Source organism: Streptomyces sp. NBC_00122, from assembly GCF_045160845.1.
Classification (GTDB): Bacteria; Actinomycetota; Actinomycetes; order Streptomycetales; family Streptomycetaceae; genus Streptomyces.
In genome coordinates this window covers 1,108,618-1,130,000 of the sequence record NZ_CP108191.1, presented here as the reverse complement: position 1 = coordinate 1,130,000, position 21,383 = coordinate 1,108,618, and the positions used below count along the sequence as shown (strand labels likewise).

Here is a 21,383-nt window from a genome sequence, read left to right as displayed (position 1 = left end):
GTGCCTTTTGAAGAATGAGCCTGCGAGTTAGCGGTGTGTAGCGAGGTTAACCCGTGTGGGGAAGCCGTAGCGAAAGCGAGTCCGAATAGGGCGATTGAGTTGCACGCTCTAGACCCGAAGCGGAGTGATCTAGCCATGGGCAGGTTGAAGCGGAGGTAAGACTTCGTGGAGGACCGAACCCACCAGGGTTGAAAACCTGGGGGATGACCTGTGGTTAGGGGTGAAAGGCCAATCAAACTCCGTGATAGCTGGTTCTCCCCGAAATGCATTTAGGTGCAGCGTCGTGTGTTTCTTGCCGGAGGTAGAGCACTGGATAGGCGATGGGCCCTACCGGGTTACTGACCTTAGCCAAACTCCGAATGCCGGTAAGTGAGAGCACGGCAGTGAGACTGTGGGGGATAAGCTCCATGGTCGAGAGGGAAACAGCCCAGAGCATCGACTAAGGCCCCTAAGCGTACGCTAAGTGGGAAAGGATGTGGAGTCGCAGAGACAACCAGGAGGTTGGCTTAGAAGCAGCCACCCTTGAAAGAGTGCGTAATAGCTCACTGGTCAAGTGATTCCGCGCCGACAATGTAGCGGGGCTCAAGCGTACCGCCGAAGTCGTGTCATTGCAGCAATAGGGCCAACGCCCGCTGTGATGGGTAGGGGAGCGTCGTGTGCCGGGTGAAGCAGCAGCGGAAGCTAGTTGTGGACGGTTCACGAGTGAGAATGCAGGCATGAGTAGCGATACACACGTGAGAAACGTGTGCGCCGATTGACTAAGGGTTCCTGGGTCAAGCTGATCTGCCCAGGGTAAGTCGGGACCTAAGGCGAGGCCGACAGGCGTAGTCGATGGACAACCGGTTGATATTCCGGTACCCGCTTTGAAACGCCCAATATCGAATCAGGCGATGCTAAGTCCGTGAAGCCGTTCCGGACCCTTCGGGGAAAGGAAAGTGGTGGAGCCGACGAACCAGACTTGTAGTAGGTAAGCGATGGGGTGACGCAGGAAGGTAGTCCAGCCCGGGCGGTGGTTGTCCCGGGGTAAGGGTGTAGGCCGAGGGGTAGGCAAATCCGTCCCTCATTAAGGCTGAGACCTGATGCCGAGCCGATTGTGGTGAAGTGGATGATCCTATGCTGTCGAGAAAAGCCTCTAGCGAGTTTCATGGCGGCCCGTACCCTAAACCGACTCAGGTGGTCAGGTAGAGAATACCGAGGCGTTCGGGTGAACTATGGTTAAGGAACTCGGCAAAATGCCCCCGTAACTTCGGGAGAAGGGGGGCCATCACTGGTGATCGGACTTGCTCCGTGAGCTGGGGGTGGCCGCAGAGACCAGCGAGAAGCGACTGTTTACTAAAAACACAGGTCCGTGCGAAGCCGTAAGGCGATGTATACGGACTGACGCCTGCCCGGTGCTGGAACGTTAAGGGGACCGGTTAGTGCACTTTCGGGTGTGCGAAGCTGAGAACTTAAGCGCCAGTAAACGGCGGTGGTAACTATAACCATCCTAAGGTAGCGAAATTCCTTGTCGGGTAAGTTCCGACCTGCACGAATGGCGTAACGACTTCTCGACTGTCTCAACCATAGGCCCGGTGAAATTGCACTACGAGTAAAGATGCTCGTTTCGCGCAGCAGGACGGAAAGACCCCGGGACCTTTACTACAGTTTGATATTGGTGTTCGGTTCGGCTTGTGTAGGATAGGTGGGAGACTTTGAAGCAGCCACGCCAGTGGTTGTGGAGTCGCCGTTGAAATACCACTCTGGTCGTGCTGGATGTCTAACCTCGGTCCGTGATCCGGATCAGGGACAGTGTCTGATGGGTAGTTTAACTGGGGCGGTTGCCTCCCAAAGGGTAACGGAGGCGCCCAAAGGTTCCCTCAGCCTGGTTGGCAATCAGGTGTTGAGTGTAAGTGCACAAGGGAGCTTGACTGTGAGACCGACGGGTCGAGCAGGGACGAAAGTCGGGACTAGTGATCCGGCGGTGGCTTGTGGAAGCGCCGTCGCTCAACGGATAAAAGGTACCCCGGGGATAACAGGCTGATCTTCCCCAAGAGTCCATATCGACGGGATGGTTTGGCACCTCGATGTCGGCTCGTCGCATCCTGGGGCTGGAGTCGGTCCCAAGGGTTGGGCTGTTCGCCCATTAAAGCGGTACGCGAGCTGGGTTTAGAACGTCGTGAGACAGTTCGGTCCCTATCCGCTGTGCGCGTAGGAATATTGAGAAGGGCTGTCCCTAGTACGAGAGGACCGGGACGGACGAACCTCTGGTGTGCCAGTTGTCCTGCCAAGGGCATGGCTGGTTGGCTACGTTCGGGAGGGATAACCGCTGAAAGCATCTAAGCGGGAAGCCTGCTTCAAGATGAGTATTCCCACCTCCTTGAGAGGGTAAGGCTCCCAGTAGACGACTGGGTTGATAGGCCAGATGTGGAAGCCCGGTAACGGGTGAAGCTGACTGGTACTAATAGGCCGAGGGCTTGTCCTCAGTTGCTCGCGTCCACTGTGTTAGTTCTGAAGCAACGAACAGTTGCTGGTTTCTAGAGCTAGAACATAACTACAAAGTGTGCTTGTTCGCTCGAAACCGATAGGGTTTCGGTGGTCATAGCGTTAGGGAAACGCCCGGTTACATTCCGAACCCGGAAGCTAAGCCTTTCAGCGCCGATGGTACTGCAGGGGGGACCCTGTGGGAGAGTAGGACACCGCCGAACAATCTTTCAAAGGACCCTTGGTCCAGCGTTCAACGCTGGACCAAGGGTCCTTTTTGTTTTTGTACATCTTTACGCCGAAGCGCGGCCATGGGTTGGTTGCGCGAGAATGACTAGCGGTACCCCGAAGACAGGAGTCACACCCATGTCCAACTCTCCCGACGATCGTCCGGAGCGCGAGCCTCGGCGCAACGACGGTGGTGACAGGGGCGGCTACCGCGGGGGCCGTGACGACCGTGGCGGCGACCGTCCCGCGTTCCGTCGCGACGACCGTGGTGGTCGACCGGCCGGCGGTGGCGGTGGCAGCTTCCGTCGCGATGACCGTGGCGACCGTCCCTCCGGTGGTGGCGGCGGTTTCCGTCGTGACGACCGTGGTGGGGACCGCCCGTCGTACCCGCGTCGTGACGACCGTGGCGACCGTCCCACGGGTGGTGGCGGCGGTTTCCGTCGTGACGACCGTGGTGGGGACCGCCCGTCGTACCCGCGTCGTGACGACCGTGGCGACCGTCCCACGGGTGGTGGCGGCGGTTTCCGTCGCGATGACCGTGGTGGGGACCGCCCGTCGTACCCGCGTCGTGACGACCGTGGCGACCGTCCCACGGGTGGTGGCGGCGGTTTCCGTCGCGATGACCGTGGTGGGGACCGCCCGTCGTACCCGCGTCGTGACGACCGTGGCGACCGTCCCACGGGTGGTGGCGGCGGTTTCCGTCGCGATGACCGTGGTGGCGACCGTCCGTCCTACCCGCGTCGTGACGACGACCGTGGCGGCCGTGACGACCGTGGTGGCGACCGTCCCGCGTTCCGTCGCGACGACCGTGGCGGCGAGCGTCCCTCGTACCCCCCGCGTCGTGACGACCGCGGCGACCGTCCCACGGGTGGTGGCGGCGGTTTCCGTCGTGACGACCGTGGTGGCGACCGTCCCGCGTTCCGTCGCGACGACCGTGGCGGCGAGCGTCCCTCGTACCCGCGTCGTGACGACCGCGGTGGCGACCGTCCCTTCGGCGGCGGTGGCGGTGGCGGTTTCCGTCGTGACGACCGTGGTGGGGACCGCCCGTCCTACCCGCGTCGTGACGACCGTGGTGAGCGTCCGTCGTACCCGCGTCGTGATGACGACCGCGGCGGATTCCGCGGCGGCCGCGATGACCGTGGCGGGGACCGTCCGTCCTACCCGCGTCGCGATGACCGTGGTGAGCGTCCGTCGTACCCGCGTCGTGATGACGACCGTGGCGGATTCCGCGGCGGCCGCGATGACCGTGGCGGGGACCGTCCCTCGTACCCGCGTCGTGACGACCGTGGCGACCGTCCCACGGGTGGTGGCGGCGGTTTCCGTCGTGACGACCGTGGCGGCGACCGCCCGTCCTACCCGCGTCGTGACGACCGTGGCGACCGTCCCACGGGTGGTGGCGGCGGTTTCCGTCGTGACGACCGTGGTGGCGATCGTCCGTCCTACCCGCGTCGTGACGACCGTGGCGACCGTCCCACGGGTGGTGGCGGCGGTTTCCGTCGCGATGACCGTGGTGGCGACCGTCCGTCCTACCCCCGTCGCGACGACCGGGGTGGCGACCGTGGCGGGTTCCGTGGTGGCCGTGACGATCGCGGTGGCGACCGTGGTGGCTACCGTGGCCGCGATGACCGCGGCGGCGACCGCGACTTCCGCGCGGACCGCGACCGGGACCCGGTCAAGCGGCTTCCGATCGACGAGGACGTCACCGGCCTCGAGATCGACGCCGATGTGCGCCAGGAGCTGCTGAGCCTGCCCAAGGGCCTGGCCGAGGAAGTCTCGAAGAACCTGGTCATGGTCGCGCGGCTGATCGACGAGGACCCCGAGCAGGCGTACGCGTACTCGCGCATCGCCCTGCGGCTGGCCTCCCGCGTCGCCGCCGTCCGTGAGGCCGCCGGCTTCGCCGCGTACGCCACGCAGAAGTACAGCGAGGCGCTCGCGGAGTTCCGTGCCGCCAAGCGCATGACCGGCTCCGTCGAGCTGTGGCCCGTCATGGCCGACTGCGAGCGCGGCCTCGGCCGTCCGGAGCGGGCGCTGGCGATGGCCGGCGAGCCCGAGGTGCAGAAGCTGGACAAGGCCGGCCAGGTCGAGATGCGGCTGGTCGCGGCCGGTGCCCGGCGGGACCAGGGGCAGCTCGAAGCCGCCATCGTGACCCTGCAGAGCCCGGAGCTGGCCTCCAGCTCCGTCCAGCCCTGGACCGCGCGCCTGCGGTACGCCTACGCCGACGCCCTGCTGGCGGCCGGTCGTGAGGACGAGGCGCGCGAGTGGTTCGGCAAGACCCTCGAAGCGGACAAGGACGGGGCCACCGACGCCTCCGACCGCCTCGCCGAGCTCGACGGTGTCGAGTTCGTCGACGCCTCCGTCGACATCGCCGACATCGCCGACGACGTGGACGACGAGGACGACGAGGACTCGGCCGAGGTCGCCGCGGCCGAGCGTGCCTCCGACGTCGCCGAGTACTACGACGAGGACGACGAGGAGTACGAGCCGCTGGAGCAGTCCGAGGGCGACCTCGACGTCGCCGACGAGATCGTCATCGTCGAGGACGAGGACGAGGACGTCGACGACGAGCCCGCCGCGGGCCGCGACAACGCCTGAGGCGTGGTGAAGTGAGGAAGGGCGGTACCCCGGTCGGGGTACCGCCCTTCCTCATGTCCGGGGCGTGTCAGGCCAGGCCGCGCAGCACCAGGCCGGTGGCCGGCTTCGGGCCGAAGGACGTGGACTTGCGGGGCATCGTGACGCCCTGGCGGGCCAGGTCCCGTACGACTTCCTCCCGTACGGGATGCAGCAGGACCGCGGTGCCCCCGTGGCGCTCGGCCATCTCCACGGTGGCGGCGGCGTCGTGGATGTACGTGATCTGGTCGGGGGCGTCCGGGACGTGCCACAGGGCGTCGAGCAGGGTGGCGTGCAGGACCGTGGCGTCCAGCCGGCGCCAGGCCTCGGGGCGGTCGCGGCGGACCGTGCTCTCCAGGAGCGCCAGATCCGGGTCGGTGACCAGGCGGAAGGTGCCGTCGCCGGTGAGGAGGAAGGCGTTGCCCCGCTCCGCGGCGTCCGCGAGGACCTCCAGAGCCAGCGGGAGCGGCCCCTCGACCTCGCGGACCCGGAACCGGCCCTCCAGGGCGGCGAGCGCGTCCGCCACCGGGAGGCGGCGCAGCATCCGGTGGATGGCGCGGACCTGGAGCGGGTAGCGGGCGGTGTCCACGAGGAGGACCAGGCCGAAGTCCCACTCCGTGGGGGAGCCGTGCTCCTCCTGGAGGCGCAGGTACGTCGCCCAGCGGTGGTGGCCGTCGGCGATGAGGGCCTGGCGATGGCTGAGATCAGCCGTCACGGTCGCGAGTTCGGCCGGGTCCGTGATGGCCCAGAGGCGGTGCTGGAAGCCGTCCTCGGTGGTCGTCGACAGGAGGGGCGCGCGCTGGGCCGTCCGCTCGACGACGGCCGCCGCGCCCGCGCCGGGGTCGTCGCCGCGGTAGGTGAGGAGGAGGGGTTCGAGATTGGCGGAGGTGGCCCGCATCAGACCGGCCCGGTCGGTGACCACGTCCGGCATGACGTCCTCGTGGGGCAGGACGATGCCGGCGTCGGCGGTGGACAGGGCCAGCGCGCCGATGATGCCGCGCTGGAGCAGGCCCGGCCGGTGCTGCTCGTACACGTAGAGCGAGGGCTCCGGGTCGGCGCTGAGGATGCCCTCGGCCAGCCAGTCGTGCAGGGTGCGCGCCGCCTGCTCGTTGCGCGCGGCGGCGGTGCCGGCCTGCGGAAGGATCAGGCGGACGATGTTGTGCGGGTCGGCGGATTCGAGGTGGTCGACTCCGTCCGGGCGGACGACCACGTCGTACGGCGGCGAGGTGACGGCGGCGAGGCTGCCGACACGCTCCGGGACATAGCGCAGGCCATGGAACGGGATCAGGCGCAGTCCGTGGTCCGCGGTGCCAGATGTGGTCATTGGTGCATGGTAAGACCCGTCTCGCCATGCAGGATGATCGGGGGAGTACGGAATCGGACATGATCGATCTCCCCCAGCTACCGCTGGGAGGGGCCCAGGAGGAGCGACCACGATGACCCGGCAGACCAGGACCAGTCCCGCGGCCAGTGAGCAGAGTCTGCACCAGGCGTACGACACCGCCCTGCTGGATCTCGACGGTGTCGTGTACGCGGGCGGGCACGCCATCGCGCACGCCGTGGACTCGCTCGTCACGGCCCGCGCCGACGGGATGCACCTCGCGTACGTCACGAACAACGCGCTGCGGACCCCGGACGCCGTCGCGGAGCACCTGGGCGAGCTGGGCATTCCGACCGAGGCGGCCGAGGTGATCACCTCGGCGCAGGCGGTGGCCCGGCTGATCGCGGAGCAGGTGGAGCCTGCTTCGAAGGTGCTGGTGATCGGCGGGGAAGGGCTGCGGGTCGCGTTGCGCGAGCGCGGGCTGGTGCCGGTGGACTCGGCCGACGAGGAGGGGCTCGCGGCCGTCGTGCAGGGCTACGGGGGTCCGGACCTGGCGTGGGGGCGGTTCGCGGAAGCCTCGTACGCGATCAACCGCGGGGTGCCGTGGTACGCCTCCAACACCGACCTGACGATCCCGGGGGCGCGCGGGATCGCGCCGGGCAACGGGGCCGCGGTGGAGGTCGTACGGATCGCGACGGGCGCGGAACCGCAGGTGGCGGGCAAGCCGTTGCCCCCGATGCACCGGGAGACGGTGCTGCGGACCGGGGCGGAGCGCCCGCTGGTGGTGGGGGACCGGCTGGACACCGACATCGAGGGCGCCTTCAACGGAGAGGTCGACTCGCTGCTCGTGCTGACCGGGGTGACGGACGCGAAGCAGCTGGTGCGGGCCGAGCCCAGGCACCGGCCGACGTACGTGGACCGGGACCTGCGGGGGCTGTTGACCGGCCAGCCCGAGGTGGAGCCGGCCGACGGCGGATTCAGCTGCGGCGGATGGACCGCGGTCGCGCTGAACGCCGGCGTGCTGGAGCTGCGCGGGGAGGGCGGTGACCCGATCGACGGGCTGCGGGCGCTGTGCGCGGCGGCCTGGACGGCGGCCGGGGACGGGGTCTGCACGCTCGACGCGGAGAAGGCGCTGGCCAGGCTCGGCTTGTAAGGGTGCGGCCGGGCGGCGGCCGGGCACGTTCGGATGATCTATGCGGGTGGAGGGTAGGCTAACCTAACCTCCGTGTTGGTCGAGAGTCCCCCCGAACAGAGCGCGGCGCCGGTCGCCGCCGTCCGTCCGCGCCACGGCGTGCGCGCCGCCGGCTTGCTGGGCGCCCTGGCGGTGCTGGCGCTGATCGCCGTGCTGAGCATCGCCGTGGGCGCCAAGCAGATGCCACTCGACGAGGTCTGGCACGGCCTGTTCGAGTACTCGGGGACGCCCTCCGACGTGGTGGTACGGGACCTGCGGGTGCCGCGCACGCTCCTCGGGCTGTTGGTCGGGCTCGGCCTCGGCCTGTCCGGTGCGGTCATGCAGGCGCTGACCCGCAACCCGCTGGCCGAGCCCGGCATCCTCGGCGTCAACGCCGGGGCCGCGGCCGCCGTCGTCTCCGCGATCAGCTTCTTCGGCGCGAGCTCCCTGAGCGAGTTCGTGTGGTGGGCCTTCCTCGGCGCCGCCGTCGTCTCGGTCGTCGTCTACGTCCTCGGCGGCAGCCGCAGCGCCACGCCGGTACGCCTCGCGCTCGCGGGCACCGCGGCCAGCGCGGCCCTGGTCGGCTACATCAACGCCGTACAGCTGATGGACAGCAAGGCGCTGGACAAGCTGCGCTTCTGGACGGTGGGTTCGCTGGCGTCGGCGAACATGGACACCGTCCGGCAGGTCGCCCCCTTCTTGCTGGCCGGCGCGGTGCTCGCGCTGCTGCTGGGCCGCCCGCTGAACGCGATGGCCATGGGCGACGACACCGCGCGGGCGCTCGGCGCCAACCTGACGCGGACCCGGATCGCCGCGATGGTCGCCATCACCCTGCTGTGCGGTGCGGCGACCGCCGCCTGCGGGCCCATCGTCTTCATCGGGCTGATGATCCCGCACCTCGTACGGGCGTTCACCGGGCCGGACGTGCGCTGGGTGCTCGCGTACTCCGCCGTCCTGTCGCCGGTACTGCTGCTCGGCGCCGACGTCGTCGGGCGGGTCGTGACCCGGCCCGCCGAGCTCCAGGTCGGCATCGTCACCGCGCTCATCGGCGGCCCCGTCTTCATCTACCTCGTTCGGCGCAAGAGGATGGCCCAGCTGTGACCGTGACCGCCAAAGCCCGTCGGCTGAACCTTCCCGGCGGGATCTCGCTGCGGGTCGAGCGGCGCGCCCTGGCCGTCGGGGCGCTGCTCGCCGTCGTGGCGCTCGCGCTGGCCGTCCTGCTCATCGGCACCGGGGACTTCCCGATCGCGCCGTGGGACGTCGTACAGACCCTGCTGGGCAACGGCACCCCCGCCAATGACTTCATCGTCAACGACCTGCGGCTGCCGCGGGTGCTGGTCGCCCTGCTGGTCGGTGCGGCCCTCGGGATGTCCGGGGCCGTCTTCCAGTCCGTCTCCCGCAATCCGCTGGGCTCCCCGGACCTGCTCGGCTTCGGCTACGGCTCGGCGGTGGGCGCGCTCGTCGTCATCATCCTGTTCAAGGGCGACGCCACCGAGGTGGCCGTCGGCGCACTGGTCGGCGGCGTGCTGGCCGGCCTCGCCGTCTACCTGCTGGCGTACAAGCGGGGGATCCAGGGCTACCGGCTGGTGCTGGTCGGCATCGGCGCCTCCGCCATGCTCATCGCGGTGATCCAGTGCCTGATCACGAAGGCCCAGATGGTCGAGGCCACCCGCGCGATGGTCTGGCTGACCGGTTCGCTGGCGGGCCGGGACTGGGCGCAGGTGTGGCCGCTGCTCGCGCTGTGCGCGGTGGTCTTCCCGTTGGTCCTCGGGCAGGGCCGGGCCCTGCGGATGATGGAGATGGGTGACGACGCCGCGTACGCCCTCGGGGTGCGGGTGGAGCGCACGCGGCTGCTGCTGATGCTCGCGGCCATCGTGCTCACCACCGCGGCGAGCGCCGCGGCGGGGCCGATCAGCTTCGTCGCGCTGGCCGCTCCGCAGCTGGCCCGGCGGCTGACGCGCTCGCCCGGGGGGAGCCTGCTGACGGCCGCCCTCATGGGCTCGGTGCTGCTGCTGGTGTCCGACTGGGCCTCGCAGCGGGTCTTCGGTGCCGACCAGCTGCCGGTGGGTGTGGTGACCGGGCTCGTCGGCGGTGTCTATCTGCTCTGGCTGCTCGTCACCGAGCGCAAGGCAGGACGTATATGAACCTCAGGAGTGACCAAGTGCAGCGGCTCACCGCGCAGAACGTGACCCTCGGCTACGACCAGCGGGTCATCGCCGAGAACCTGTCGGTGGAGATCCCCGACAACTCCTTCACCGTGATCGTCGGCCCCAACGCCTGCGGCAAGTCCACGCTGCTGCGTGCCCTGTCGCGGATGCTGAAGCCGTCCACCGGGCGGGTGCTGCTGGACGGGCACGCCATCGGGTCGATGCCGGCGAAGAAGGTCGCCAAGACCCTGGGTCTGCTCCCGCAGTCCTCGATCGCGCCGGACGGCATCACGGTGGCCGACCTGGTCTCGCGCGGCCGGTACCCGCACCAGGGGCTGCTGCGGCAGTGGTCCGCGGAGGACGAGCGGATCGTCGGGGAGTCGATGGCCTCGACCGGGGTCGCGGAACTCGCCGACCGGGCGGTGGACGAGCTGTCGGGCGGGCAGCGGCAGCGCGTGTGGATCGCGATGGCGCTGGCGCAGCAGACCCCGCTGCTGCTGCTCGACGAGCCGACGACCTATCTGGACATCCAGCACCAGATCGACGTGCTGGACCTGTGCGCAGAGCTCCACGAGGAGCAGGGGCGGACGCTGGTCGCGGTGCTGCACGACCTGAACCACGCGGCCCGGTACGCGACACATCTGATCGCGATGCGGGCCGGGAAGGTCGTCGCGGAAGGGCCGCCGGAGGCGGTGGTCACCGCGGAGCTGGTGGAGGAGGTGTTCGGGCTGCGGTGTCAGGTGATCTCCGACCCGGAGACGGGGACGCCGCTGGTGATTCCGGCGGCGCGCAGGTCCCGTACCGGGGCTCGGGCCGCCGCCGTGTAGCGGGCGCGGGTCCGCTTCCCGGGGCTGACCGAAGGGCCTTCGGGGTCGCCTAGAGCAGGCTCTTCAGGCGGAGGAGGTCGCGGAAGCCGGCCTCCAGTCTGACGCGGCCCGAGGCCCAGGCCTTCGCGAACTTCAGGTCGCCCGCGACCAGGGCGACCAGGTCGTCGCCGGTCATCGCGAGCCGGATCTCGGCCTTCTCGGCGGGCGGGCCGGCGACGAGGGCGTCCACCCGGATCCTGCCGTCTTCCAGGCGGCCGGTGAACGTCCGGTCCAGGTCGGTGATGTGGCAGCTCAGGGAGCGGTCGAGCGCGGCCGCGCCGCGCACGCCGCCTTCGGCCCGCGCCAGGTTGCCGGAGAGTTGGTCGAGTGCTTCGCGGCACTCTTCGATCGTAGCCATCGTGATCACGACCGTACCGCAGAGCCATGCGTGGTCGAAGGGCGCTTCGGGGTAGCGTCGGGGCATGAGCGACGAAGCTGCCGAAGTCCTGGGCGAAGCCGCCGCCGGGCCGGCCGGGCCCGCGGCGCTGGGCGTCGTACGCACGCCCACCGGTCACGACGGCGTGGACGCGCACCTGACGCGGCTGGCGGACGCCGACGACCTCACGGCGGACGGACACCTCGCGGTGTACGAGGATGTCCACAGGGGGCTGCGCGAGGCGCTGACGGCGCTGGACGCACCGCCCGTCCCCGGTCCGTACGAAAACAGGAGCTGAACCGAACGTGGCAGGAGTGGCACGCCGCCGCCTGGACGCCGAACTGGTACGCCGCAGCATGGCCCGCTCGCGCGAGCACGCCGCGCAGCTGATCGCCGCGGGCCGGGTGACCGTGGGCGGCACCACCGCGACCAAGGCCGCCACCCAGGTGGAGACCAGTGCGGCGCTGGTGGTCCTCAAGGACGACAGTGATCCCGACTACGTCTCGCGGGGCGGCCACAAGCTGGCCGGGGCGCTCGCCGCGTTCCGGCCGCAGGGGCTGGTCGTCGAGGGCCGTCGGGCGCTGGACGCGGGAGCCTCGACCGGCGGGTTCACCGACGTGCTGCTGCGCGCGGGCGTCGCCCACGTCGTGGCCGTCGACGTCGGCTACGGGCAGCTCGCCTGGTCGCTGCAGAGCGATGACCGGGTCACCGTGAAGGACCGTACGAACGTCCGCGAGCTGACGGTCGAGCAGATCGACGGCATCGCGGCCGACCTCGTCGTCGGCGACCTGTCCTTCATCTCGATCGGCCTGGTGCTGCCGGCACTGGTGCGGTGCACGGCGCCGGACGCGGACCTGGTGCTGATGGTCAAGCCGCAGTTCGAGGTCGGCAAGGACCGGCTGGGGAGCGGCGGTGTGGTGCGCAGCCCGGAGCTGCGGGCGGAGGCGGTGCGCGAGGTCGCGGCGCAGGCGGCGAAGCTGGGTCTAGGCGTTCTCGGTGTGACCGCGAGTCCGCTGCCGGGGCCGTCGGGAAACGTCGAGTACTTTCTGTGGCTGCGGGCGGGGGCACCGGCACTCGACCCGGCGGATGTTGACCGTGCAGTGGCGGAGGGGCCGCAGTGACAGATTCATCAGCTACATCGGGTTCAGAGCGTTCACAGGGTTCGGAAGGTTCGGCGCGCTCGGGGGGGCCGGCGGGTTCGACGGGTCCGGCGGTGGGGCGGACCGTGTTCCTCCTCGCGCACACCGGGCGGCCGGCGGCCATCCGCAGTGCCGAGCTGGTCGTGAAGGGCCTGCTGCGGTGCGGGCTGGGCGTACGGGTCTTCGCGCACGAGGCCGCCGACCTGCCGCTGCCGCCCGAGGTGGAGCTCGTCACCGAGTCCACCCCGGGGGTGCTCGACGGCTGTGAGCTGCTGATCGTGCTGGGCGGGGACGGGACCCTGCTGCGCGGAGCGGAGTTCGCGCGTGCCTCGGGTGTGCCGATGCTGGGCGTCAACCTCGGGCGGGTGGGGTTCCTCGCCGAGGCCGAGCGCGACGACCTGGACAAGGTCGTGGACCGGGTGGTGACGCGCGAGTACGAGGTCGAGGAGCGGATGACCCTCGATGTGATCGTGCGCACGAACGGCGACGTGGTCCACCAGGACTGGGCGCTGAACGAGGCCGCGGTCCAGAAGGTGTCCCCGGAGCGGATGTTGGAGGTGGTCCTGGAGATCGACGGGCGCCCGGTGTCCGGCTTCGGCTGTGACGGGATCGTCTGCGCGACCCCGACGGGCTCGACGGCGTACGCCTTCTCCGCGGGCGGGCCGGTGGTCTGGCCGGAGGTGGAGGCGCTGCTGATGGTGCCGATCAGCGCGCACGCGCTGTTCGCGAAGCCGCTGGTGACCTCGCCGGACTCGGTGCTGGCGGTGGAGGTGCAGACCGGGACCCCGCACGGGGTGCTGTGGTGCGACGGCCGGCGGATGCTGGAGCTGCCCGCCGGGGCCCGGGTGGAGGTCCGGCGCGGGGCGGTGCCCGTGCGGCTCGCCCGGCTGCACCACGCGTCCTTCACGGACCGGCTCGTCGCGAAGTTCGCGCTGCCGGTGTCCGGATGGCGCGGGGCGCCGCACTGAGAGATGTCCTCCCTGTGCCTAAATAGCACATCCGTTCGAGAAACTCTGGACGGGTGACGTCACATGGCACCGCTGAAACCTCGGTATCGTCGTCCCGTGCTTGAGGAGATGCGGATACGGTCGCTCGGGGTCATCGACGACGCGGTGGTCGAGCTGTCGCCCGGTTTCACCGCGGTGACCGGCGAGACCGGCGCGGGTAAGACGATGGTCGTCACCAGCCTCGGGCTGCTGCTCGGCGGGCGCGCCGACCCGGCCCTGGTACGGATCGGGGCCAAGGCCGCGGTCGTCGAGGGCCGCATCGTCATGCGCCCCGACGCCCCCGCGGCCGTACGCGCCGAGGAGGCGGGAGCCGAGCTCGACGACGGCGCCCTGCTGATCAGCCGGACCGTGTCCGCCGAGGGCCGCTCGCGTGCCCACGTCGGCGGCCGCTCCGTGCCCGTCGGCCTGCTCGGCGAGCTCGCGGACGACCTGGTCGCCGTACACGGGCAGACCGACCAGCAGGGACTGCTGCGGCCCGCCCGGCAGCGCCAGGCCCTCGACCGGTACGCCGGCGACGCCGTGGCCGTCCCGCTGGAGAAGTACGGCTCGGCCTACCGCAGGCTCCGCGCGGTCGCCGTCGAGCTGGACGAGATCACCACCCGGGCCCGGGAACGGGCCCAGGAGGCCGACCTGCTGCGCTTCGGGCTGGACGAGATCGCGGCCGTGGAACCGGTGGCCGGCGAGGACACCGAGCTGGCGGCGGAGGCGGAGCGGCTCGGACACGCCGAGTCGCTGGCCTCGGCGGCCCAGGTGGCACACGCCGCGCTCGCCGGCCACCCCGAGGACCCGGAGGGCATCGACGCCAACACCCTCGTCGCGGGCGCCCACCGGGCCCTGGAGTCCGTACGCTCGCACGACCCGGTGCTCGGCGCGCTCGCCGAGCGGATCGGCGAGCTGGGCATCCTGCTGGGTGACGTGGCCGGGGAGCTCGCGGGTTACGCCGACGACCTCGACGCCGACCCGCTGCGGCTGGCGGCGGTGGAGGAACGCCGGGCGGCCCTGACCCAGCTGACGCGCAAGTACGGCACCGAAAGCACCGTGGACGCGGTGCTGCAGTGGGCCGAGCGGAGCGCGGCGCGGCTGCTGGAACTGGACGGTGACGACGAGCGGATCACCGAGTTGACCGCCGAGCGGGACGGACTGCGCTCCGAGCTCTCGGCGCTGGCCCAGGCCCTGACGGACGCGCGGGTGGAGGCGGCGACCCGGTTCGCCTCGGCCGTGACGCAGGAGCTGGCCTCGCTGGCGATGCCGCACGCACGGGTGACCATCGACATCCGGCAGACCGAGGACCCCGACGGGGTGGATGTGGACGGCCGCGCGGTCGCCTACGGCCCCTCGGGCGCGGACGAGGTCGAACTGCTGCTCGCCCCGCACCCCGGAGCCCAGCCGCGGCCGATCGCCAAGGGTGCCTCGGGCGGTGAGCTGTCCCGGGTGATGCTGGCCGTGGAGGTCGTCTTCGCGGGCTCCGACCCGGTGCCCACGTACCTCTTCGACGAGGTCGACGCGGGCGTCGGCGGCAAGGCGGCCGTGGAAGTGGGCCGGCGGCTCGCCAAACTCGCCAAGTCGGCGCAGGTCGTCGTCGTCACGCACCTGCCGCAGGTGGCCGCCTTCGCGGACCGGCAGCTGCTCGTCGAGAAGACCAACGACGGCTCCGTGACGCGCAGCGGGGTCACCGTCCTGGAGGGCGAGGACCGCATCCGTGAACTGTCGCGCATGCTGGCGGGTCACGAGGACTCGGCCTCGGCGCGGGCGCACGCAGAGGAACTCCTCGCGGCGGCGCACGCGGACGCGTCGACGTGACGCCCCGATAACCCGTGTGGGTGAGGCTTGGGGGCGTCCTGCGGTATCTCTCACGGGATCCGTACCCGTATGGGCCCGGAACGCGCGTGCGGACTGGCATCCTGGGCGACGTCTCTGACTTCCCCTCACCCTGGAGCTTCGGCCCGTGAGCAGCTCCCCGGTCTCCGCGTCCGTCCCGGCACAGCCGTACGGGCGGCCGCCCCTGCGTACCGTCCAAGTGCTCGGCGGCGGTGCGGGGGCGGGCAGCAGCGCGCACGTGCGGTCGCTCACGACCGGGCTCGCCGCCCGCGGCGTACGGGTCACGGTGTGCGCGTCCGTCGAGGCGGAGGGGGAGTACGACTTCACGGGCGCGGGCGCGCAGTTCGCGCCCGACGCGGCGAGCGCGCTGCGGGCCGCCTGCGCCGGAGCCGACGTCGTGCACGCGCACGGGGTACGGGCGGGCATGCGGGCCGCCCTGGCCCTGCGGGGGCGCCGGGTACCGCTGGTGGTGAGCTGGCACGGCGACGGCCCGGCCGCCGCCGGTGCGCTCGGGCGGCTGAGCCGGATCCTGGAACGGCGCGTGGCGCGGGCCGCGGCGGTGGTGCTCGGGGCCTCCTCGGGCCAGGTGGACCTCGCGCGGCTGCGCGGCGCCCGGGACGCGCGGCTGGCGCCGGTGGCCGTACCGGCGGCCGGGCCGGGAGACGACCCCGGCAAGGTACAGGCCGAAATCGGGGCGGTGGAACGGCCGTTGCTGATCGCGGTCGGGAGCCTGGTGCCGCACCGCGGGTACTCCGTACTGCTCGACGCGGCGCGGGAGTGGCGGACGCTGGAGCCCCTGCCGTTGCTGGTGATCGCGGGAGAGGGGCCGCTGCGGGCCGAGCTGTCCCGGCGGATCGAGGCCGAGCGGCTCCCGGTACGGCTACTGGGGCGGCGCCGGGACGCGGCGCAGCTGCTGGCGGCGGCGGACGTGGCGGTGCTGCCGAGCCGGTGGGAGGAGCGGGCCCTGCTGGCGCAGGAGGCGCTGCGGGTGGGGGTCCCGCTGGTCGCCACGGCGGTGGGGGTCGTGCCGGAGCTGGTGGGGGAGGGCGCGGTGCTGGTTCCCGACGGGGACGCCGGGGCGCTGGCGGAGGCCGTGCGCGGGCTGCTGGCGGACCCGGAGCGGCGGGCGGAGCTGGCCGCCGCCGGCCGGGCCCAGGCCGCGACGTGGCCGTCGGAGGACGACACGGTGGCGCAGGTGCTGTCCGTCTACGACGAGCTGATGGAGCGCCGCCGATAGCCCCGTCGGCGCGTCAGGAAGGAACGTGGCGGCGGGCGCGGAGGGCCAGGCTCAGGGAGAGGACCGTTTCCGGGTCGTCCAGGTCCGTGCCCAGGAGTTCCGAGATGCGCGCCAGGCGGTTGTACAGGGTCTGGCGGTTCAGGTGGAGTTCACGGGCCGTCTCCGCCTTGCGGCCCGCGTGGGCCAGGTACGTCTCCAGGGTGGGCAGGAGAGGCGGGCGGGACGTGGTGTCGTGGGTGCGCAGCGGGCCGATCGCGCGGTCCACGAACGCGGCCAGGTCGGGGTGTTCGCGCAGCCGCCACAACAGCAGGTCGATGTCCAGGCGGCGGGCGTCGTACCAGGGGCGGGCCGGCAGGCCGTGGGCCGCCGTGGCGGTTTCCGCCGCGTGCCGCAGACCCGCGGAGGCCGCCGCCCAGCCGCCCGCGACCCCGACGACCACGGCCGGCGGGGCGGAGGCGCGGTCCAGCCCGGCCCGCTCCACACCTGCCCGCAGCGCGGCCGAGACCCGGTCCGCCACCGCCGTACGCTCCGATTCGGCGCGCAGGGACACCAGGAGGGGGACGCGGCCCTCCACCGGGCGGACGCCCAGCAGGACCGGCACCCCGACGGACGACAGCTCCTCCAGCACCGCGCGGGCCAGGACCGCCCAGTTGCCCGACGGGCTCAGTTCCGAGGACAGCCGCATGACGACCGGCAGCAGCGGGCCCGCGCCCGGCTTGAAGCCCAGTACCCGGGCCTGCGCCGGGGCGTCCTCCGCCGGGATGCGGCCCTCGGCGAGGTCCGTGAGGAAGTCGCCGCGGCCACGCGCCGCCAGCTCCTCCTCCTGCCGCGCCTGCATCAGGACGACGGCCAGCACGCCCGCCGTGCGTTCGGCCGCCATCCGGTGCACCGGGAGCAGCGGGCCCGAGACCCCGACCAGGACCACCCGGGCCCGGACCGAGCCCGTGCCGTGGCCCCCGCCCGGTACGTCGACCACCACGGTGTTCGCCGACGGCTCGGCCTCGCGCTGGCCCCGCAGGCCCTCCCACACCTGGAGCGGGTCGGCGCCCGCGTCGCCGCCCGAGCTTCCGGCCGCGTACAGCAACTGCCCGTCGGGGGTCTCCAGGAAGACCGGATTGCCCGTGAAGTCGGCCAGGATCCGGAGCACCTGCGGGATGCCGCCGCCGCCCAACAGGGCCTCCGTACACCTGCGGTGGACCTCCTCCGCCCGCTGGAGCAGCGCGTAGTGGTGGTTGACGATCTCGGTGTGGACCTCCTCCGTGACGGTGACGAAGGGGACCTCCCGGTGGAGCTGGACCAGCGGCAGGCCCGCCGTGCGCGCGGTCTCCACGATCGTCGCCGGCAGCCGGGTGAAGCGCGGGCCCAGCTCGACCACCAGCGCGGCGATGCCCCGGTCCGCGAGGCGGCGTACGAAGGCACGCTGCTCGGCGGGGCGAGTGCCGAGGCCCAGCCCCGTGGTCAGCAGCAACTCGCCGCCCTTGAGCAGCGAGGCGATGTTCGGTACCTCGCCCGCGTGCACCCAGCGGACGGTCCGGCCCAGGCGGTCGGCGCAGGCCACCACCTCCGGCAGTCCGCTGCGCAGCCCCGGCAGCTCCAGTGCCCGCTGAACCGTGATCCCGCCCTGGTCGTCCATATCGCGGGACGCTACCGGCAGGCCTGTTCCGAGCACATCACCTCCCGGTTACGGACGGCCATATGCCCCCATCCGGCCCGACAACTCGTCGCCCCGGCAAGGAGATTATCGGACCACGTGCCGATTGTGGCGTGCGTCACGCGGGGCGAGAGTGGGCGCCCTCCACACGGAAGAGGACGCCATGAGCGCAGACATCACCGGCGGTTCGCCGCAGACCCCCGCACCCCCGCAGGTCCAGCGTCTGAAAGCCAATTCGGTCGGGCTGGTCGGCGTCGTGTTCATGGCCGTCGCCACCGCCGCACCGATCACCGCCATGACCGGCAACCTGCCCATCGCCATCGGGTTCGGAAACGGCGTCGGAGCCCCGGCCGGATACCTCTTCGCGACGGTCGTGCTCACGGTCTTCGCGGTCGGCTACGTGGCGATGGCCAAGCGGATCACGGCCGCCGGCGCCTTCTACGGGTACATCTCGCACGGCCTCGGCCGCATCGCCGGCATGGCGTCCGGGATGCTCGCCGTCCTCGCCTACATCGTCTTCGAAGCCTCGATCGTCGGCGTCTTCTCGTACTTCGCCAAGACCACCGTCGAAGACCAGCTCGGCGTCGACCTGCCGTGGGTGCTGTACGCGGCCGGGATGCTCGCCGTCACCGCCGCCCTCGCCCACTTCGACATCAACCTCACCGCCAAGGCCCTCGGCGTCATGCTGGTCGCCGAGATCGCCGTGCTGTTCGCCGTCGCCACCGCGGTCCTGGTCGCCGGCGGCGGTCCGGACGGGATCCCGGTCGAGCCCGTCAACCCGAAGAACGCCTTCACCGGCACCTCCGCCGGACTCGGGCTCTTCTTCGCCTTCTGGTCCTGGGTCGGCTTCGAGTCCACCGCCATGTACGGGGAGGAGTCCCGCGACCCCAAGCGGGTCATCCCCAAGGCCACCCTCATCTCCGTGGTCGGCGTCGGCCTCTTCTACATCTACGTGTCCTGGATGACCATCGCGGGCAACGGCCTGGCCAAGTCCGTGGAGCTGTCCGCCTCCACCAGCCCGCTCGACCTGTTCTTCGCCCCCACCCAGACCTTCATCGGCGCCTGGGCGGTCGACGCCTTCCAATGGCTGCTGCTCACCGGCTCGTTCGCCTGCGGCATGGCCTTCCACCAGTGCGCCGCCCGCTACCTCTACGCCATCGGCCGCGAGGGCTTCCTCTCCCCGAAGCTCGGCCGCACCCACCCCGGGCACGGCTCGCCCTACATCGCCTCCGTCGTGCAGACGGCCATCGCCACCGCCCTCGTCGCCGGATTCTGGCTCACCGGGCAGGACCCGTACCTGCACCTGTACACACTGCTCGCGATCCTCGGCACCATGGCGATCCTGATCGTCCAGACGCTCTGCTCCTTCGCCGTCATCGGGTACTTCCGCAAGAACCACCCGGAGGACCGGCACTGGTTCAAGACCATGACCGCGCCGCTGCTCGGCGGTGTCGGCATGACCGCCGTCGTCGTGCTGCTGGTGCTCAACATGGAGACCGCCGCGGGCGCCGCGGCCGGCTCGCTGTTCTTCAAGCTCATCCCGTGGATCGTCGGCGCCGTCTTCCTCGGCGGCCTCGGCCTCGGCCTCTGGCTCAAGGCCAAGGCCCCCGCCCGCTACGAGATCATCGGCCGGATCGTCCTGGAGGACGCCGCCGAGCGCCAGGGCGCCCCGTCCCCGTCCACCGCCGCCGCGAACGTCTGAGGAGCACCGCCATGGCCCGTACGCCCGTGATGCACGCCCTGCGGCAGCTCGCCGCCGAGCACGCCGCCGCCCGGCGCCTCCGCCTGCCCGCCGCCGAGGTCCGCGGCTCCACCCGCCGCGAACTCCTCGGCCGCGCCGCCGCCCTCGGCCTCGGTACCGCCCTCGCCTCCTCCCCGGCCGCGTACGCCGCCGAGTCCGTACCCGCCAAGAAGCCCGTGGGCCCGGCCCGCGTCGCCGTGGTCGGCGCGGGCATCTCCGGACTGACCGCCGCCCTCACCCTGAAGGACGCCGGGGTCCCCTGCACCCTGTACGAGGCCGACCCCGGCCGCGTCGGCGGCCGCATGTGGTCCCAGCGCGACCACTGGGCGTACGGGCAGACCTCCGAGATCGGCGGCGAGCTGATCGACACCAGCCACAAGAAGATCCTGGAACTCTGCCGCCGTTTCGGCCTGCCCACCGAGGACTTCCTCGGCGGAGGCCCGAACGGGGCCGAGGAGGTACTCCGGTTCAACGGGGAGTACTACTCCCGCACCCAGGCCGACGAGGACTTCAAGGCCGTCTACCAGGCGCTGCGCCGCGACCTCCAGGACGCCGGGGAGGTCTCCTGGAACACCACCACCCCCACCGGCACCGCCCTCGACAACACGACCCTGTACGAGTGGATCGAGACCCGGATACCCGGCGGCCACGCCTCGCAGCTCGGCCGCTTCATCGACGTGGCCTACACCGTCGAGTACGGCGCCGACACCGCTCAGCAGTCCGCCCTCGCCCTGGTCCTCCTGATGGGCTATCAGCCCAACCCCGGCAACTTCAACGTCTGGGGCCTGTCCAATGAGCGCTACCACATCACCGGCGGCAACGACCGGCTGCCGAACGCCATCGCCGCCGCGCTGCCCGCCGGCACCCTGGTGATGGGCCGCGAGCTGGTCGCCGTACGCGCCGGCGCCGACGGCACCCAGACCCTCACCTTCAACGACTCCGGTGCGACGCGGACCGTCGTCGCCGACCACACGGTCCTGTGCCTGCCGCTGCCGGTCCTCCAGCGCATCGACACCTCCGCGGCCGGCTTCGACCCGCTCATGCGCAACCTGCTCAGGGACGCCAGGATGGGCTACTGCACCAAGCTCAACATGCAGTTCACCGCCCGCCCCTGGCGCGGCACGGGACCCTGGCCGGGCGTCTCCGCGGGCGACTGCTTCACGGACTCCGCCGTCCAGCAGACCTGGGACACCACCAAGGTGCAGCCCGGCACCGGCGGGATCCTGCTCCAGTACGGCGGCGGCACCCTGGCCGGGGCGCTCACCCCCGCGACCCCCTTCGCCACCGAGAGCGATCCGTACGTACGCGACCTCGCGAGCCGCGTGCTGACCGGCGTCGACTCCTTCTTCCCGGGCACCAAGGCGGTCTGGAACGGGCGGGCCCAGCTCTCCGCGTGGCACCGCAACCCGTACTCCCTGGGGGCCTACTCGTACTGGCCCACCGGCTATCTGCACCGCTACGCCAAGTACGAGGGCACCGCGCAGGGCAACATCCACATCGGCGGCGAGCACTGCAGCTACGACTTCCAGGGCTTCATGGAGGGCGGCGCCACCGAGGGGGAGCGCGCGGCGCGCGAGGTGATCGCGGCCCTGGTCTGACCCCGGGCTGACCCCG

15 protein-coding genes, 2 rRNA genes and 1 pseudogene (1 of these 18 running past the window's edge) are annotated in these 21,383 nt (G+C 71.0%); 15 read left to right on the top strand and 3 right to left on the bottom strand.

The window, feature by feature from the left end:
• The 4 genes and pseudogenes from OG737_RS05355 to OG737_RS05340 all read left to right on the top strand — a co-directional run.
• Positions 1 to 2,461: ribosomal RNA gene (locus tag OG737_RS05355) — 23S ribosomal RNA — on the top strand; it begins 662 nt to the left of the window's first position.
• Positions 2,462 to 2,567: 106 nt separating this feature from the next.
• Positions 2,568 to 2,684 (top strand): 5S ribosomal RNA (gene rrf, locus OG737_RS05350).
• 307 nt (positions 2,685 to 2,991) lie between these two features.
• A pseudogene (locus OG737_RS05345) lies at positions 2,992 to 4,230 on the top strand (hypothetical protein); the annotation flags it as partial.
• A 183-nt stretch (positions 4,231 to 4,413) separates the two neighbouring features.
• Positions 4,414 to 5,280 carry a hypothetical protein gene (locus OG737_RS05340; protein ID WP_405681434.1) on the top strand — a complete coding sequence of 289 codons (867 nt, stop codon included), beginning with the start codon at positions 4,414 to 4,416 and terminating at the stop codon, positions 5,278 to 5,280.
• Between the two features lie 67 nt (positions 5,281 to 5,347).
• Here OG737_RS05340 and OG737_RS05335 read toward each other — a convergent pair whose 3' ends face one another.
• The gene (locus OG737_RS05335; protein WP_405680131.1) at positions 5,348 to 6,619 is read right to left on the bottom strand and encodes a DUF1015 family protein; all 1,272 of its coding nucleotides are present in this window, start codon (positions 6,617 to 6,619) and stop codon (positions 5,348 to 5,350) included.
• A gap of 112 nt (positions 6,620 to 6,731) precedes the next feature.
• Here OG737_RS05335 and OG737_RS05330 point away from each other — a divergent pair, with 112 nt between their 5' ends.
• The 4 genes from OG737_RS05330 (at position 6,732) to OG737_RS05315 (ending at position 10,761) form a co-directional block, all read left to right on the top strand.
• Positions 6,732 to 7,769, top strand: coding sequence for an HAD hydrolase-like protein (locus tag OG737_RS05330; protein ID WP_405680133.1), 1,038 nt, complete (start codon positions 6,732 to 6,734; stop codon positions 7,767 to 7,769).
• Between the two features lie 72 nt (positions 7,770 to 7,841).
• Positions 7,842 to 8,888: an iron chelate uptake ABC transporter family permease subunit gene (locus tag OG737_RS05325; protein ID WP_328924971.1), complete on the top strand. Its 1,047-nt coding sequence runs from the start codon at positions 7,842 to 7,844 to the stop codon at positions 8,886 to 8,888.
• A complete protein-coding gene (locus OG737_RS05320) occupies positions 8,885 to 9,931 on the top strand; it encodes a FecCD family ABC transporter permease (protein WP_405921237.1) in 1,047 nt (348 codons plus the stop codon). The genes OG737_RS05325 and OG737_RS05320 overlap by 4 nt, the downstream gene beginning before the upstream one ends.
• Before the next feature lie 17 nt (positions 9,932 to 9,948).
• Entirely contained in the window at positions 9,949 to 10,761 is an 813-nt protein-coding gene (locus tag OG737_RS05315) for an ABC transporter ATP-binding protein (RefSeq protein ID WP_405680135.1), read from the top strand.
• A 49-nt stretch (positions 10,762 to 10,810) separates the two neighbouring features.
• Here the strand turns inward: OG737_RS05315 and OG737_RS05310 are convergent, their stop codons facing one another.
• Positions 10,811 to 11,158 carry an SCP2 sterol-binding domain-containing protein gene (locus OG737_RS05310; protein WP_328924968.1) on the bottom strand — a complete coding sequence of 116 codons (348 nt, stop codon included), beginning with the start codon at positions 11,156 to 11,158 and terminating at the stop codon, positions 10,811 to 10,813.
• Positions 11,159 to 11,222: 64 nt separating this feature from the next.
• Between OG737_RS05310 and OG737_RS05305 the strand changes: the two genes are divergently transcribed.
• The 5 genes from OG737_RS05305 to OG737_RS05285 all read left to right on the top strand — a co-directional run bounded on the left by OG737_RS05305 (position 11,223) and on the right by OG737_RS05285 (position 16,377).
• Positions 11,223 to 11,474, top strand: coding sequence for a hypothetical protein (locus OG737_RS05305; RefSeq protein WP_405680138.1), 252 nt, complete (start codon positions 11,223 to 11,225; stop codon positions 11,472 to 11,474).
• Positions 11,475 to 11,481: 7 nt separating this feature from the next.
• A complete protein-coding gene (locus OG737_RS05300; protein WP_328924966.1) occupies positions 11,482 to 12,297 on the top strand; it encodes a TlyA family RNA methyltransferase in 816 nt (271 codons plus the stop codon).
• A 92-nt stretch (positions 12,298 to 12,389) separates the two neighbouring features.
• On the top strand, positions 12,390 to 13,283 hold the full coding sequence (locus tag OG737_RS05295; protein ID WP_328924965.1) for an NAD kinase: 894 nt from the start codon (positions 12,390 to 12,392) through the stop codon (positions 13,281 to 13,283).
• 108 nt (positions 13,284 to 13,391) lie between these two features.
• Positions 13,392 to 15,122, top strand: a complete 1,731-nt coding sequence (recN, locus tag OG737_RS05290; protein ID WP_405922400.1) for a DNA repair protein RecN — start codon at positions 13,392 to 13,394, stop codon at positions 15,120 to 15,122.
• Positions 15,123 to 15,267: 145 nt separating this feature from the next.
• On the top strand, positions 15,268 to 16,377 hold the full coding sequence (locus OG737_RS05285; protein ID WP_328924964.1) for a glycosyltransferase family 4 protein: 1,110 nt from the start codon (positions 15,268 to 15,270) through the stop codon (positions 16,375 to 16,377).
• A gap of 13 nt (positions 16,378 to 16,390) precedes the next feature.
• Here the strand turns inward: OG737_RS05285 and OG737_RS05280 are convergent, their stop codons facing one another.
• Complete coding sequence (locus tag OG737_RS05280; RefSeq protein WP_328924963.1) at positions 16,391 to 18,010, bottom strand: PucR family transcriptional regulator; 1,620 nt, start codon at positions 18,008 to 18,010, stop codon at positions 16,391 to 16,393.
• Positions 18,011 to 18,191: 181 nt separating this feature from the next.
• On the opposite strand from OG737_RS05280, the gene OG737_RS05275 reads away from it, so the two are divergent.
• Entirely contained in the window at positions 18,192 to 19,730 is a 1,539-nt protein-coding gene (locus tag OG737_RS05275) for an APC family permease (RefSeq protein ID WP_405680144.1), read from the top strand.
• Between the two features lie 11 nt (positions 19,731 to 19,741).
• Positions 19,742 to 21,367, top strand: coding sequence for an NAD(P)/FAD-dependent oxidoreductase (locus OG737_RS05270; RefSeq protein ID WP_328924961.1), 1,626 nt, complete (start codon positions 19,742 to 19,744; stop codon positions 21,365 to 21,367).
• The last annotated feature ends 16 nt before the right edge of the window (positions 21,368 to 21,383 follow it).

Excerpts from the sequence above, each read along its gene's own strand:
- OG737_RS05310 (WP_328924968.1), bottom strand. The coding sequence starts at position 11,158 with ATGGCTACGATCGAAGAGTGCCGCGAAGCACTCGACCAACTCTCCGGC.
- OG737_RS05275 (WP_405680144.1), top strand. The coding sequence starts at position 18,192 with ATGAGCGCAGACATCACCGGCGGTTCGCCGCAGACCCCCGCACCCCCG.
- OG737_RS05330 (WP_405680133.1), top strand. The coding sequence starts at position 6,732 with ATGACCCGGCAGACCAGGACCAGTCCCGCGGCCAGTGAGCAGAGTCTG.
- OG737_RS05335 (WP_405680131.1), bottom strand. The coding sequence starts at position 6,619 with ATGACCACATCTGGCACCGCGGACCACGGACTGCGCCTGATCCCGTTC.
- OG737_RS05305 (WP_405680138.1), top strand. The coding sequence starts at position 11,223 with ATGAGCGACGAAGCTGCCGAAGTCCTGGGCGAAGCCGCCGCCGGGCCG.
- OG737_RS05280 (WP_328924963.1), bottom strand. The coding sequence starts at position 18,010 with ATGGACGACCAGGGCGGGATCACGGTTCAGCGGGCACTGGAGCTGCCG.
- recN (WP_405922400.1), top strand. The coding sequence starts at position 13,392 with ATGCGGATACGGTCGCTCGGGGTCATCGACGACGCGGTGGTCGAGCTG.
- OG737_RS05270 (WP_328924961.1), top strand. The coding sequence starts at position 19,742 with ATGGCCCGTACGCCCGTGATGCACGCCCTGCGGCAGCTCGCCGCCGAG.